12 protein-coding genes are annotated in these 14,648 nt (G+C 44.7%); all 12 read left to right on the top strand.

Translation table 11 applies throughout. The annotated features are described in order from the left end of the window. The first annotated feature begins 194 nt into the window (after positions 1–194). The 12 genes from A37S_RS0101985 to A37S_RS0101930 all read left to right on the top strand — a co-directional run bounded on the left by A37S_RS0101985 (position 195) and on the right by A37S_RS0101930 (position 14,647). Positions 195–1,814: a M20/M25/M40 family metallo-hydrolase gene (locus A37S_RS0101985; protein WP_245586287.1), complete on the top strand. Its 1,620-nt coding sequence runs from the start codon at positions 195–197 to the stop codon at positions 1,812–1,814. Between the two features lie 281 nt (positions 1,815–2,095). Then, positions 2,096–2,551: a division/cell wall cluster transcriptional repressor MraZ gene (gene mraZ, locus A37S_RS0101980; RefSeq protein WP_028295554.1), complete on the top strand. Its 456-nt coding sequence runs from the start codon at positions 2,096–2,098 to the stop codon at positions 2,549–2,551. Between the two features lie 13 nt (positions 2,552–2,564). Then, complete coding sequence (gene rsmH / locus A37S_RS0101975; protein ID WP_028295553.1) at positions 2,565–3,485, top strand: 16S rRNA (cytosine(1402)-N(4))-methyltransferase RsmH; 921 nt, start codon at positions 2,565–2,567, stop codon at positions 3,483–3,485. Next, positions 3,475–3,879: an FtsL-like putative cell division protein gene (locus A37S_RS0101970; protein WP_028295552.1), complete on the top strand. Its 405-nt coding sequence runs from the start codon at positions 3,475–3,477 to the stop codon at positions 3,877–3,879. Before rsmH ends, A37S_RS0101970 begins: the two co-directional genes overlap by 11 nt. Positions 3,880–3,900: 21 nt before the next feature. Next, positions 3,901–5,973: a penicillin-binding protein gene (locus tag A37S_RS0101965; RefSeq protein WP_028295551.1), complete on the top strand. Its 2,073-nt coding sequence runs from the start codon at positions 3,901–3,903 to the stop codon at positions 5,971–5,973. Next, a complete protein-coding gene (locus tag A37S_RS0101960) occupies positions 5,970–7,427 on the top strand; it encodes a UDP-N-acetylmuramoyl-L-alanyl-D-glutamate--2,6-diaminopimelate ligase (RefSeq protein ID WP_028295550.1) in 1,458 nt (485 codons plus the stop codon). The genes A37S_RS0101965 and A37S_RS0101960 overlap by 4 nt, the downstream gene beginning before the upstream one ends. Positions 7,428–7,444: 17 nt before the next feature. Continuing rightward, a complete protein-coding gene (mraY, locus tag A37S_RS0101955; protein ID WP_028295549.1) occupies positions 7,445–8,689 on the top strand; it encodes a phospho-N-acetylmuramoyl-pentapeptide-transferase in 1,245 nt (414 codons plus the stop codon). Positions 8,690–8,696: 7 nt separating this feature from the next. Further along, on the top strand, positions 8,697–10,052 hold the full coding sequence (gene murD / locus A37S_RS0101950) for a UDP-N-acetylmuramoyl-L-alanine--D-glutamate ligase (RefSeq protein ID WP_028295548.1): 1,356 nt from the start codon (positions 8,697–8,699) through the stop codon (positions 10,050–10,052). 67 nt (positions 10,053–10,119) lie between these two features. Next, a complete protein-coding gene (locus A37S_RS0101945; RefSeq protein WP_028295547.1) occupies positions 10,120–11,328 on the top strand; it encodes an FtsW/RodA/SpoVE family cell cycle protein in 1,209 nt (402 codons plus the stop codon). A gap of 17 nt (positions 11,329–11,345) precedes the next feature. After that, positions 11,346–12,449 carry an undecaprenyldiphospho-muramoylpentapeptide beta-N-acetylglucosaminyltransferase gene (gene murG / locus A37S_RS0101940; RefSeq protein ID WP_028295546.1) on the top strand — a complete coding sequence of 368 codons (1,104 nt, stop codon included), beginning with the start codon at positions 11,346–11,348 and terminating at the stop codon, positions 12,447–12,449. Positions 12,450–12,459: 10 nt separating this feature from the next. Further along, positions 12,460–13,815, top strand: coding sequence for a UDP-N-acetylmuramate--L-alanine ligase (gene murC, locus A37S_RS0101935; RefSeq protein ID WP_028295545.1), 1,356 nt, complete (start codon positions 12,460–12,462; stop codon positions 13,813–13,815). Between the two features lie 79 nt (positions 13,816–13,894). Further along, on the top strand, positions 13,895–14,647 hold the full coding sequence (locus A37S_RS0101930) for a cell division protein FtsQ/DivIB (RefSeq protein WP_245586286.1): 753 nt from the start codon (positions 13,895–13,897) through the stop codon (positions 14,645–14,647). Position 14,648: the final 1 nt, after the last annotated feature.

The raw sequence follows: 14,648 nt of genomic DNA, 5'->3' as shown, positions 1-14,648 counted from the left end.
TCTGTCAAAACTATATAAATACTCTGTATACTCTCAGTTAACTGAATACATGGTATTAAGTTGGTACCTATTAAAGCGGAAGGACAGATGAAAAAAAAAAGTGGGTTGTCTAATGTAACAAAAAGCTATAAAAAGCCCTTTGGTGTCGTTGTAATCTTTATCTTAGTGTCGTCAAAAAACAAATCAATACAAACATGAATACTTTATCTACTAGAATTAGTTCTTCTTTTTGGAAGAAGGCAACCTGTAGCATGCTGTTTTCGGTCATCTTGCTTGGCGGAAATAGCTATGCCCAGAGACGTGGCATGATGGGCGATATGCCCGAGAAATTGGATCCTATTGTTGAGTCGATAGTGAAAGAAGGAACTGAGAACTCACAACTAGAGCTATTGGGACGTGAATTAATGGATGGAATAGGGCCTCGTCTGGTAGGTAGTCCGCAGATGCAAAAAGCGCACGACTGGGCTGTGTCCAAATACGCTACTTGGGGCATAGATGCCAAGAATGAGAAGTGGGGCGAATGGCGCGGATGGGAGAGAGGGATAACCCATATCGACTTATTAAGCCCACGAGTAAAGTCATTGGAAGGTATGCAGTTGGCCTGGAGCCCTAGCACGAAAGGCAAGACAGTAACAGGAGAAGTGATAATATTGGCCGATGTTGCCGACTCCATCGCTTTTCAGAAATGGCTGCCATCGGTGAAGGGGAAATTTGTATTGGTCTCTTTCTCGCAGCCAACGGGTAGGCCCGACTACAATTGGGAAGAGTTTGCGACAAAGGAATCGTTCGAAAAAATGAAAGATTCGAGAGCTGCTCAGCAGCGTGCCTGGGCAGAACGCCTGAGTAAAACTGGATATAGCACGAAGGACCTACACAGGGCGCTGGAAAATGCAGGCGCATTGGGTATTATTAGCTCCAACTGGTCCAATGGTTTTGGAGTGGACAAAATTTTTGGGGCCAACACGTTGAAAGTGCCTACTGTAGACGTGGCGCTGGAAGACTATGGTTTGCTTTATCGCCTGGCCGAGTCTGGCAATGCCCCCACTATCAGCCTTAAAGCAGACTCAAAGGAGAATGGAATGGTGCCCACTTTTAATACTATTGCTGAAATTAGGGGTACTGAAAAGCCGAATGAATATGTATTCCTGTCCGCGCATTTTGATTCATGGGATGGGGGGACTGGTGCTACCGACAACGGTACGGGCACGTTGGTTATGATGGAAGCTATGCGGATACTCAAGAAATTATATCCAAACCCTAAGCGGACGATCATCGTGGGCCATTGGGGAAGTGAAGAGCAAGGACTGAATGGTTCTCGCGCCTTTGTGGAAGACCATCCGGAGGTCGTCAAGAACTTGCAGGCGCTGTTCAATCAAGACAATGGAACAGGAAGAGTAGTGAATATCAGTGGACAAGGGTTCTTGCATGCTTATGATTACTTGGGCCGTTGGCTTTCCAAGGTGCCACGCAACATACGCCAGCACATAGAAACCAGCTTTCCCGGAGCACCAGGCGGGGGAGGTTCCGACTATGCTTCATTTGTGGCCGCAGGAGCACCCGCTTTCTCTTTGAGTTCGCTCAACTGGTCATACGGCACCTATACCTGGCACACCAATAGGGATACGTATGATAAGATCGTGTTTGATGATGTGCGCAATAATGCCATCCTTACTGCTATCCTGGCCTATTATGCTAGCGAAGATCCCGAAAAGACTTCTACTGAAAGGATCAAATTACCGATTAACCCAAGGACGGGCGAACCGATGGCTTGGCCAGAGCAACGCTCACCAACCCGTAAGGGGGGTGTCGACTAGCTGATAGATCGTTTTTGTGATATGAATGAAAAAGTGGGACAATCTCCCACTTTTTTTGTTTTAAGTGCTTTTTGTTTGATTATCAATTTGTTTTGAATACGAAAATTGTCTTTTGAACAAGTTTGTTTTACTTAAATTTTTTTGGACATCTGGGAAACAACAGATAGAAAATACTGTTGGGTGGGAAAAAAGGTGTGGAAAACTTTTTTTGTGGGTAATTGTGGGAGAAAGTGGAAGTTTTTTCTACTTTTACATTTGATTAGCTAACTCTATAAAGTAGCATGACTCATTTTATCGGTGAATTTGAATGTAAGCTAGATACCAAAGCAAGAATGGTATTGCCCGCCGGCCTCAAGAAGCAAATGCCTGAGGTTGAAAGGGATGGGCTTGTTGTGAACCGAGGGTTTGAGAAGCATCTGGTAATTTATACAATGGCGGAATGGGCCAAGAAGCAAGAAGAGTTGAGCAAGTTAAATACCTATGATCCAAAAGTAAGGGAGTTCATTCGGAAGTTTACCAGAGGGGCTACCGTGTTGAGCTTGGATTCGGCCAATAGGGTGCTGTTGCCGAAGGCCTTGATGGCTTATGCAGGTATACAGACGGATGTTGTGTTGGCCTGTCAGTTTAATACCATAGAAATATGGTCTAAGGAAGAATACGAAGCGCAGTGGGAGAACGATTCCAGTGAGAATTTCTCTTCCTTGGCTGCAGAAGTGATGGGTGGCAAGGATATATAGTATAGTATGTAATATGGAAAAGGTCTACCATGTACCGGTGATGTTGCAGGAATGCATAGAAGCCTTGGCTATTAAGCCAAATGGAGTCTATGTGGACGTAACGTTCGGTGGTGGCGGGCATTCCAGGGAAATTATTAAACATTTGGGCGAAGATGGTCGGTTGTATGCCTTTGACCAAGATCCGGATGCATTAGGAAATGCCATTGGTGACGAGCGTTTCCAACTCATACATCAGAATTTTAGGTTCTTGAAAAACAGCCTTCGGCTGTATGGAGTGAGGCAGGTGGACGGTATTTTGGCCGATTTGGGAGTTTCTTCTCATCAGTTCGATGAGGCTGATAGGGGTTTTTCCATTCGTTTTGATGCCAGTTTGGATATGCGCATGGATCAATCGGGTGATTTGGACGCGGCCTATGTGCTCAATTCTTATAGCGAAGAAGCCCTGCACCGCATATTTGGCATGTATGGCGAGGTCCATAATGCAAGGAGTTTGGCAAAGACTATTGTGACAAAACGCTTGACAAAGCCAATCAATACGGTGGCCGATTTAAAGGAGGCCGTGGCCAATTTGGTACCTAGGGGAAAGGAGAATAAGTATTACGCACAGCTCTTTCAGGCCTTGCGCATAGAAGTAAATAAAGAACTAGATAGCCTGCAGGAAATGCTCTTGCAGGCCAAGGAGGTGCTGAAGCCTGGGGGGCGATTGGTCGTGATGTCCTACCATTCGCTGGAAGATAGGTTGGTGAAGAATTTTTTAGCCAAAGGTAAGTTCAAGGGAGATGTGGAGAAAGACTTCTATGGCAATCAAATGAAGCCCTTTGAGCTGATTTCCAAGAAGGCCATCGTAGCTAGCGAGGAAGAAATAACTAGAAATAGTCGTGCTAGAAGCGCTAAGTTGAGAGTGGCGGCAAAAAGGGAAGAGGATGAGCAATAATTTTAGAAAAGGGCTAAGCGAAGAGCAGCAAGAGGAGATGGAAATGGCTGTGGAAGAGAAGGCAAATGCCTCCCAGCATTTCCTGAAAACCTTGTTTTCCGGAAAAATCCTTTCTTCCTCTACAGCCGTATCTGCTGTGCCCTTCATTGGCTTTATGGCTTTTTTGGGCATTTTGTATATAGGAAATAGGCACTATGCGGAAAATACGGTGCGTGAAATAGATAGGTTAAGCAGAGAGGTGAAGACGTTGAGTTGGGAGTACAAATCGTTAAGTGCTGAGCTGATGCTCAAGAGTACACAAAGCGAAGTGCTAAAGAAGGTGGACACTTTGGGGCTAAAAGAGCTGGTGCAGCCACCCCAAAAAATAGTGATACCCAAACAAAAAAAGAAATAGGGAAAAGCGAGCAAGCGAAATATGAATATCAGAACCGACATATTGTTGCGTGTTTATCTGTCCTTTGGGCTGATAGTTCTCATTGCCTTTGCCGTGATGTATAAATTAATTTATGTACAAACGGTTCAAGGGGCAGAATGGCGAGCTATGGCCGATAGTCTCTCTACGAGAAAGCAGACGATTGAAGCTGTAAGAGGGAATATTTATTCCAACGATGGCAGCTTGTTGGCCACCTCAGTTCCTGAATACGACATCCGCATGGATATGCTTGCACCAGGAATTCAGGAAAACGACGTGTTCTATGCCAAAATAGATTCATTGGCCAATGCGTTGTCGAATTTTTTTGGAGATAAATCGGCCGATCAATATAAGCGATTGTTGAGGCAGGCAAGAAATGATAAGAACCGTTATTACCTAGTAAAAAGGAATGTGTCTTTTCAGGAAATGAAATCCGTTCGCGAATTTCCGATTTTTAACCTGGGCAAATACAAGGGAGGGCTGATAGCCGATCAAAAGAATAAGCGCATATTACCTTTTAAGGACTTGGCAGAGCGCACCATTGGCTACAAAAAAGCTACGGTACAGCCAGTGGGTCTGGAAGGTGCTTACGCTGAGTATATTGATGGTGCTAGTGGAAGCAGGGTGGTGCAACGTATTGCTGGCGGGGCGTGGATGCCTATAAACGAGGACGCAGAAATAGCGCCTACCGATGGGGCGGATATCATCTCTACAATTGATATAAACATGCAGGATGTGGCACAAAAGGCACTGAGAGACCAGTTGTTGAAAAGCGATGCCGATAATGGTACCGTCATTCTGATGGAGGTGAAGACGGGTGAGATTAGGGCTGTGGCCAACTACACAAGGATATCCGAAGGTGTTTATAGAGAGAAATTCAACTATGCTATTGCCCAAAGTGCAGAACCGGGGTCTACATTCAAGTTGGCTTCCTATATGGTAGCACTGGAAGATGGAAAGATCGACACCAGTGATATCGTGGATACGGGAGATGGCACGTTTAGGGTATATAGGCATACCATTCGGGATTCGCATCATGGGGGATACGGGAAAATCACCGTCAAACAAGCTTTTGCACATTCATCCAATACGGCCATTACGAAACTGATCAATCAGCATTATAAGGAATCCCCTGAAGCCTTTACCAAGAAGCTGTATGCCATGCACCTGAATGACAAGTTAGGCCTTCAGATCCCAGGCGAAGGAAGTCCACTGGTAAAGTCACCCAGCAGCAAGAGTTGGAGCGGCCTTACGCTTACTCAGATGAGTTGGGGGTATGAGCTGAAGTTGACCCCGTTGCAGATGCTGACCTTGTATAATGCAGTCGCCAACAACGGAAAAATGGTAGCTCCCTTGTTTGTTAAGGAAATCAGGCGATTGGACAATACTATTGAATCCTTTCAGGCTCGTGTTATAAATGAGAAGATTGTGTCTGATAGGACCTTGGGTAAGGCACGGGCCATGCTCGAAGCAGTGATAGAGGAAGGGACAGGTAAGGAACTGAAATCTGCACCTTTCAAGATTGCTGGGAAAACAGGAACGGCACAGATGGCGCAGGGCGCGGAGGGGTACAAAGTGAAGCGGGCTTACCAAGGGTCATTTGCGGGGTATTTCCCTGCGGATAACCCGAAATATTCCATGATTGTGGTAATACAGAATCCGAGACGTGGAGGGTATTATGCCGCAACGGTGGCTCTTCCAGTTTTTAAGCAAGTTGCAGAAAGAGTCTATGCAAATGACTTTCATATTCACCAGTCGCCATATACTACGCATATGGCTAGGGTGGGAGAAAATCCAGAAGTGAAGACAGGCAGTGCCTCCAAGACAGTTACTGCAGCCAAAAGCATGGGCTTGAAAGCTAAAGCGCCTCAAAAGGCGGAGAACGAGGAAGATTTACCTTTCAAGGAGAACAGGGTGCCAAAAGTGGAAGGAATGGGCTTGAAAGATGCCCTGTATCTACTTGGTAATGCGGGGCTGAAACCTAGGGTTGTGGGTTATGGAAAAGTAGTGAAGCAATCACTTGTAGCTGGTACTGTAGTGCAAAAAGGAGCATCTATTGACATAGAACTGAAATGAACAGATTGAAAGAACTTTTGAAAAACATTCACGTGAAGGATATTATCGGCATGTCCGATAGGTCCATCCATGCGTTGTGTTTTGACTCCCGTAAGGTAGGGGAGGAAGATCTGTTCGTGGCGGTACGAGGTACAATGGTAGATGGTCACGACTATATAGATAAAGCTATAGCTTCAGGGGCTACGGCCATCGTCTGCGAGCAGTTACCCGCCAACAGAAAAAAGGGGGTGACATATATTGTAGTGGACGACGCAAGCTACACTCTGGGGCTGTTGGCCAGTCGTTTTTTTGACTTTCCATCGAGCAAGCTCAAATTGGTAGGCATAACAGGTACAAACGGGAAGACAACCGTGGCTACGTTGCTATTTAAATTGTTTCGAGCTTTAGGGTATCGAGTAGGGTTGCTGTCCACTGTTCAAAACCAGATAGACGATGAGGTTGTTGCGGCTACCCATACGACACCAGATCCCATTGAGCTGAACGGCTTGTTAAAGGAGATGGTAGAGAAAGGTTGTGATTTTTGTTTCATGGAGGTTAGCTCACACGCCATAGTCCAGAACCGCACAGCGGGTCTCAATTTTGTAGGCGGTGCTTTCACGAATTTAACGCATGACCACCTGGATTTCCATAAGACGTTTGATGCTTATATTAAGGCAAAGAAGGCATTCTTTGATTCTTTGCCATCTTCGGCATTTGCCTTGACCAATGTAGATGATCGCAATGGAATGGTCATGTTGCAAAACACCAAGGCGCACAGAAAAACCTATGCGTTGAAGAATATAGCTGATTTTAAAGGCAAGATTGTGGAGAGCCATTTTGATGGAATGCTTTTACAGATAGATGGAAAAGAGGTTTGGGTGAAACTTACAGGTCTCTTCAATGCTTACAATATACTTGCCGTATATGGTGTAGCCATATTATTGGAACAGGATAGCTTCAAGGTACTGACCGCACTGAGCAAGCTGAGCGGAGCAGAAGGCCGATTCGATGTGCTTGTTTCGCCCGAGGGTGTTTATGCCGTAGTAGATTATGCGCATACTCCCGATGCTGTTAAGAACGTGTTGGAAACCATCAATACCCTGCGGAAGGGTATAGGCGAGCATCTGATAACCGTATTGGGTTGTGGTGGCGATAGAGACAAGAGTAAACGACCTGAGATGGCAGAAGTGGCCGCACAGCTGAGCGATAAGGTAATTATCACATCTGACAACCCGCGTAGCGAAGACCCACATCAGATCATACGAGATATGGAAGAGGGTATCCCAGCAGATAAGAAGAGGAATGTGTTTTCCATTGCTGACAGGAATGATGCCATCAAGGCGGCATTTCATCTTGCCCAACGCGGTGATATTATTTTAGTGGCAGGTAAAGGTCATGAGAAATACCAGGAAATAAAGGGGGTGAAACATCCTTTTGATGATAAGGAAATATTGAAAGGGCTGTTTAACCAATAATAAGAAATAACGAACGGATGCTGTATTATTTATTTACATATTTAGATAAACATTGGAACCTCACGGGAGCTGGGCTTTTCCAGTATATATCCTTTCGTTTTGCAATGGCGGTGATCCTTTCCCTGGTCATTACTACCATCTTTGGCAAGCATCTCATTAATCTGCTGCACAAAAAGCAGGTAGGAGAGACGATTCGCGATTTGGGATTGGAAGGAGAAGCGCAGAAAAGAGGGACACCCACCATGGGCGGACTCATTATCTTGGGCGGAATATTGATTCCTACCTTGTTGTTTGCCAATCTATCGAATATCTATGTGCAGCTGATGATTATTGCTACGGTATGGATGGGCGCGGTAGGCTTTCTCGATGATTATATCAAGGTGTTTCGGAAGAATAAAGAGGGGCTTAGTGGCAAGTTTAAGGTGGTAGGTCAGGTGGGTTTGGCCATTATTATTGGCTGTACCATGTATTATCATCCATCCATCGTGACAAGGCAAAAGGTAAGTGGACCGAAGGCCGGTGAACACGTAGAGATTCAGCAGAACTTTGACGGTAGCAAGAACTATTACAACGTGCAGGTCAAATCTACCAAAACAAATATTCCATTCTACAAGAACAACGAATTTGATTATGGCAAGGTACTTACCGTGTTTGGTTTAAAGGATGGCAAATATGCCTTTTGGGTATTCTTGTTTTTTGTCATCATCATTATCACCGCCGTATCTAACGGTGCTAATATTACGGATGGCATAGATGGGCTGGCAACAGGTACGTCTGCCATCATTGGCGTTACCTTAGCGCTACTGGCTTACGTTTCGGGCAATTCGGTTTTTGCCGACTACCTCAATATCATGTATATACCCAATTCGGGTGAACTGGTGGTCTTTATGGGTGCGTTTGTGGGGGCCTGTATAGGTTTCCTTTGGTATAACGCCTATCCAGCTCAGGTGTTCATGGGAGATACCGGTAGCTTGGCTATTGGAGGGATAATAGCGGCATTTGCCATCATGATACGCAAGGAATTGCTTATTCCGGTGCTTTGCGGTATATTCTTGGTAGAAAACCTTTCTGTGATTATGCAGGTGAGCTATTTCAAATATACCAAAAAGAAATATGGTGAGGGGCGGAGGATTTTTCGGATGGCTCCCCTTCATCATCATTATCAGAAAAAAGGCTATCACGAATCGAAGATCGTGACACGGTTTTGGATAGTCGGGATTATTCTGGCAGTTGTCACGATCGTGACCTTAAAGGTGAGATAAGAGTAAAATGGAAACATCATTAACTAGGAAATTGTGTGTGTTGGGCGCCGGTGAAAGCGGGGTGGGCGCAGCCATTTTGGCACGCGATAAGGGTTATGATGTCTTTGTTTCCGACAAAGGACCGATATCGGAAAAATATAAGAAACAGCTAGAGGATGAGCAGATAGCCTATGAGGAGCTGAAGCATAGCGAGGAGAAAATAGTGCTGGCGGATGTCATTGTGAAAAGTCCTGGAATTCCGGAAACAGCTCCACTTATCGTGATGCTGAGGGAAATGGGCAAGGAAATTATCGGCGAAATAGAATTTGCTTCACGTTATACGGATGCCAAGTTGATAGCCATTACAGGTTCCAACGGTAAGACCACCACGACTTTGCTTACCTATAGCATTCTCAAAAATGCAGGTGTAAATGTGGGCTTGGCGGGAAATATAGGCAAGAGCTTTGCACTTCAGGTGGCAAGAGAGCAATTTGGCGTGTATGTGTTGGAAATCAGTAGTTTCATGCTGGATGATATGTACGCCTTTAAGGCAGATATAGCGGTGTTGCTCAATATTACTCCAGACCATCTGGATAGGTATGATCATAAGATGGAAAACTATGTGGATTCCAAGTTTCGCATTCTGCAAAATCAAACGTCCAATGATGTATTTGTCTACTGTGCAGACGATCCGGAGACGCTTGGTGGGCTGCTGCGCCATCATACCGATGCAAAGGTCTACCCTTTCTCACAAAAGATAGAGATAAAAGAGGGAGCCTATTTAAATCAAGAAAGAGAAATAGTAATTAATATACCAAAACAAGAACAGTTTAAAATGGCAATCAAGGACTTAGCGCTACAGGGGATGCATAATGTGTATAATAATATGGCTTCAGGCATAGTTTCCAAAGTATGGGAACTCCGCAATGAATCCATTAGGGAGAGTATGGGCGAGTTTGTGAATATTCCGCACCGCCTGGAGTTTGTTTCTTGTATTTCGGGGATTAACTTCATTAACGATTCTAAGGCTACCAATGTCAATTCGGTATGGTATGCCTTGGAGAGTTTGCCCGAGAAAATCGTGTTGATTATGGGGGGAGTAGACAAAGGGAATGATTATGCCATGTTGCAGGAACTGATGCACGATAAGGTGAGGGCCATTGTTTGTTTGGGCAAAGATAATGTTAGAATACATGATGCCTTTGAGGATGAGGTGGACGTGATCGTTAATACGCAAAATATGAATGAGGCTGTAGAGGTTTCTTATCATTTGGCACAAAAAGGGGATACGGTGCTGTTGTCTCCCGCCTGTGCAAGTTTTGATCTTTTTAAGAATTACGAAGATAGGGGTGATCAATTTAAAGCAGCGGTGAAGGAACTGTAAGATAAACAAAGCTAGGGCAATGGAGCCTGGGTAACTAGACGGCTGGCAATTAATAACACTTTAGAATATGGAAAAAATATTTAAGGTACTAAAAGGAGATAAATGGATATGGATCATAGTGATTCTATTGTCCATGTTTTCGTTACTGGCCGTATATAGCTCAATCGGTACTCTTGCCTATAAAGACGGAAAGGGTACGGAAACCTATTTGTTGAAGCATATGACCCTCATTTTTGCGGGGCTGATACTGATGTATTATTCGCATAAATTGGACTACCGCTATTATGCAGGCATTTCCAAAGTGTTGATGATCATAACCATCCCTTTGCTGCTTTATACACTTATTTTTACAAATTCTGTGAATGATGCCAATAGGTGGGTTACCATTCCTATCATCAACCAGACTTTTCAGACTTCCGATTTGGCCAAGCTGGCCTTGATTACCTTCTTGGCAAGAATGCTGACGCGCAAGCAGGAGAGTATAAAGGACGTGAAAAAGGCTTTCATCCCCATCATGGGCTCGGTGTGTGTGGTGATTATACTCATCGCTATTGCAAATATGTCGACGGCATTAATGTTGTTCGCCGTCAGTATCTTGTTGCTCATCATCGGCCGCATCAGTATCAAGCAGATTACCTATGTTACTTTTGCAGGGGCATTCTTACTTACCCTGGTGGTGCTTATAGGACCAAGAAGGCAAACTTACATATCGCGTGTACAGACCTTTATGGGATATGGCGAGCCAGATCCGGACAAGTCTTTCCAGGGAAATCATGCGAAGATAGCAATTGCCTCAGGAGGTTTTTTTGGTAAAGGGCCGGGCAATAGTACGCAGAGGAATGTGCTACCGCATCCATATTCAGACTTTATTTTCGCGATCATTATTGAAGAATATGGTGCCTTGGGCGGAGCGGTCATCGTGGTGCTTTATCTGGTGTTCATGTATAGGTGTATCCGTATCGTGACTCAAAGCCCAAAGGCATTTGGCACTTTGCTGGCTGCCGGTTTGGGTTTTAGTCTTACCATCCAAGCCTTTGCAAACATGGCGGTCGCAGTAGGGCTAGGACCAGTGACAGGTGTGCCGTTGCCATTGGTAAGTATGGGGGGAACCTCCATCTTATTCACAAGCATTGCTTTCGGCATAATTTTGAGCGTAAGTCGTAATATTGATGAGTTGAAAGAGCAGGGTGACGGCGAAAATGAAAAAGGAGGAAAAGCAAACAGTAAGGGCAGAAAAGATAAGGTTGTAATAGGTGAAATTCCTGCCGTTGCCTAAGGTATATAATAGATCATATGACAAAGAAACTAAAAGTCATTATCAGCGGAGGTGGTACAGGGGGGCATATATTTCCGGCCGTGTCCATTGCCAATGCCATTAAGCGCCTTCTGCCTGACAGCGAGCTGCTCTTTGTCGGGGCAAAAGGCAGGATGGAAATGGAGAAAGTGCCAGCGGCGGGATATAAGATTATAGGCTTGGATATTCAAGGCATTAATAGGCAATCCCTGTTGAAAAACCTGTTGCTCCCGTTTAAGCTGTTGAAGAGTATACGAATGGCGAAGCGCATCATTAAGGACTTTAATCCAGATGTGGTAGTAGGTGTAGGAGGCTATGCTTCCGGTCCTTTGCTTATGGCGGCAGGACAGTTGAAGGTCCCCTATCTAATACAAGAGCAAAACTCCTATGCTGGTATAACCAATAAACGACTTGCAGCCAAAGCGAGCAAGATATGCGTAGCCTTTGAGGGGATGGATAGGTTTTTCCCGAAAGGGAAAATCGTAATAAGTGGCAATCCTGTGCGAAAGGATGTAGTAGACATTGTGGGGAAGAAATTTGAAGCGGATGAACTTTTTGGCTTTGATCATGAGAAGCGGACCCTTTTGGTAACAGGTGGAAGCCTAGGTGCCCGAACGTTGAATAATTGCTTGTTGGAAGGCTTGGCGAAGTTGAAGGCCCACGATATACAAGTTATATGGCAATGTGGGACCTATTACTACGAGGTATTAAAAAACGAATTGAAAGGCCAATTGGACGATAGTGTGCAGTTGCGGCCATTCCTAAATAGGATGGATTTGGCCTATGCCAGCGCTGATTTAATTATAGCGCGGGCGGGAGCGGGTACCATTGCCGAGCTCAGCATCGTTGGCAAGCCGTGTATTCTGGTTCCTTCGCCCAATGTGGCCGAGGATCATCAGACAAAGAACGCAATGGCCTTGGTGGAGCGGGGTGCCGCCAAATTGGTGAAGGACACTGAGGCCTCCGAAAAACTGGTAGATGAGGCCATCGCTTTATTGTCTGATAAGGTACTGCAAAAGAAGTTAAGTGAAAATATAAAGAAGATGGCCAAAGAAGATGCCGATGAGCTCATTGCTCAGGAAGTATTGAAGTTGGCAAGATAGTTTTGGAAATATGCTCAGACTGGACGACATAAAAGAGGTGTTTTTGATTGGGATAGGAGGCATAGGCATGAGTGCCCTTGCTCGTTATTTTCAACATCTTGGTTGTGGCGTCTATGGCTACGATAAAACAAAAACGACTTTGACCAGCCAGCTGGAAAAGGAAGGAATTTCGGTGTTCTATCAAGATGATATTGAACGTATTCCTGCGCCCTTTCAGCTATATAGCGAACAGCATCTTGTTGTCTATACGCCAGCTGTTCCGAAGGACCTGAATTTGATAGCATGCCTAAAGGGAGTGGGCTACGTCTTGCACAAGCGATCTGAAGTATTGGGAATCATCAGTGCTCATCGTTATACCATAGCGGTGGCAGGTACACATGGGAAAACAACTACTTCCAGCATGATTGCCCATATACTGACGTATAGCGGAGTGGGATGTTCGGCCTTTTTGGGCGGTATAACGGCCAACTATGGTACCAATGTTTTGTTTTCCGATAACGATCTGGTGGTCGTAGAAGCCGATGAGTTCGATCGATCTTTCTTGACCTTGCACCCAGATATCGCAATAGTGACGTCGACCGATGCCGATCACTTGGATATCTATGGAGATGCAAGCCATGTTAAAGAGTCCTTTCGCTTGTTTATAAAACAAGTCGCCTCTAATGGGCTCCGCATCATTAAAAAGGGACTTGATTTGCCTGCCGATATTCATTATTCGGCTAGTGAGCAGGCAGATGCCTACGCGAGTAATATCTGCATAGAAAATGGCGATTATTACTTTGACTATATAGGAAATACCGAGAAAATAGAGAGAATCCAATTGGGGGTACCAGGCATTCATAACGTAGAAAATGCCGTGGCTGCTATTACTGCTGTGAAGCATTTAGTGGAAGATGTGGGACTGCTGAAGGCCGCATTAACCAGCTTCCGGGGTGTGAAACGCAGGTTCGAATATATAGTAAAGAGTGAAAGTCACGTTTATATTGATGACTATGCGCATCACCCTGAGGAGTTAAAGGCTTGTCTTGCTGCGGTAAAGAGCTTGTATCCAAATGAACGCTTGGTTTTTGTGTTCCAGCCTCATCTATACTCGCGGACAAGGGATTTCTTGGATGATTTTGCCAAAGTGCTGTCGCAGGTAGATGTGCTGCTGTTGATGGATATCTATCCTGCTAGAGAGCTGCCCATAAGGGGGGTTAGTAGTGTCGTTCTTTTGAACAAGGTACAATGTGCTGAGAAGTATTTGGTTTCACCTGAACAAGCGGTTGAATATGTCGCAAGGCATAGGCCATCACTGGTGGTGACTGCCGGTGCAGGGGATATAGATTTGTTGGTAGAACCCATAAAGGAGGCTCTGAATGCTTAAGCGGTTGAAAAATATCAATTGGAACCATGTAGGCATTCTATTTGTCTGGTTGATAAGTCTGTCTGGACTGTTTGTGCTTATGAGTTTTATTTCAGTAAAAAGTAGCGAGCAAGCATGTAACGATTTGGAAATTATCATTCCAGGGACACAGGCTTTTGTGTCCAATGAGGACGTGAAGGCGCTAGTAAAAGAGCTGGAAGGAGATATAATAGGACGTACGCTTCAAAGCATAGAAATTCACCGTATTGAGCATGATATCCGACAAATACCCTTTGTGGAAGAAGTGAAAGTGTTTTGCGACATGGATGGCAAGGTGCGGGTAAAGATTCACCCTAGAGAGGCTGTGTTGCGAGTGATCAACGGCATGGGAAGTGATTTCTATATTGATAGAAAAGGTTTCAAAATGCCGATTTCCTTCAATTACGCACCACATATCATTGTGGCAAGTGGCTACATAGCTGAACGCTACAATGATAAACTGGATACAATGCAGACAACATTGATAAGGGACCTGTACAAAACGGCAGATTTTATCAATAGGGATAGCCTGTGGGAGGCTCAGATTGAGCAATTGTACGTTAATAACGAACAGGACATTGAGTTGGTCCCCAGAATTGGCAATCAACGTATCGTACTTGGGAATGCGGACTCGTTGGAAATAAAGTTTACGAAGTTGAAGTTGTTTTACGACCGCATAGTCAGACAGGCGGGATGGCAATATTATAAAACCGTGAATTTGAAATATGCCAATCAAATCGTCTGCGAAAGGAACGACGATATTATACAGGAGGAAATTAAGAAAATAAATACGAACAGTATAAATACGCACTAAC

It is taken from the genome of Olivibacter sitiensis DSM 17696, from assembly GCF_000427965.1.
In the GTDB taxonomy this organism is placed as follows: Bacteria; Bacteroidota; Bacteroidia; order Sphingobacteriales; family Sphingobacteriaceae; genus Olivibacter; species Olivibacter sitiensis.
This window is presented reverse-complemented; position numbering and strand designations above follow the sequence as displayed.

Excerpts from the sequence above, each read along its gene's own strand:
- mraY (WP_028295549.1), top strand. The coding sequence starts at position 7,445 with ATGCTGTATTATTTATTTACATATTTAGATAAACATTGGAACCTCACG.
- murC (WP_028295545.1), top strand. The coding sequence starts at position 12,460 with ATGCTCAGACTGGACGACATAAAAGAGGTGTTTTTGATTGGGATAGGA.
- rsmH (WP_028295553.1), top strand. The coding sequence starts at position 2,565 with ATGGAAAAGGTCTACCATGTACCGGTGATGTTGCAGGAATGCATAGAA.
- A37S_RS0101945 (WP_028295547.1), top strand. The coding sequence starts at position 10,120 with ATGGAAAAAATATTTAAGGTACTAAAAGGAGATAAATGGATATGGATC.
- mraZ (WP_028295554.1), top strand. The coding sequence starts at position 2,096 with ATGACTCATTTTATCGGTGAATTTGAATGTAAGCTAGATACCAAAGCA.
- murG (WP_028295546.1), top strand. The coding sequence starts at position 11,346 with ATGACAAAGAAACTAAAAGTCATTATCAGCGGAGGTGGTACAGGGGGG.
- A37S_RS0101985 (WP_245586287.1), top strand. The coding sequence starts at position 195 with ATGAATACTTTATCTACTAGAATTAGTTCTTCTTTTTGGAAGAAGGCA.
- A37S_RS0101930 (WP_245586286.1), top strand. The coding sequence starts at position 13,895 with ATGAGTTTTATTTCAGTAAAAAGTAGCGAGCAAGCATGTAACGATTTG.
- A37S_RS0101960 (WP_028295550.1), top strand. The coding sequence starts at position 5,970 with ATGAACAGATTGAAAGAACTTTTGAAAAACATTCACGTGAAGGATATT.
- murD (WP_028295548.1), top strand. The coding sequence starts at position 8,697 with ATGGAAACATCATTAACTAGGAAATTGTGTGTGTTGGGCGCCGGTGAA.
- A37S_RS0101965 (WP_028295551.1), top strand. The coding sequence starts at position 3,901 with ATGAATATCAGAACCGACATATTGTTGCGTGTTTATCTGTCCTTTGGG.
- A37S_RS0101970 (WP_028295552.1), top strand. The coding sequence starts at position 3,475 with ATGAGCAATAATTTTAGAAAAGGGCTAAGCGAAGAGCAGCAAGAGGAG.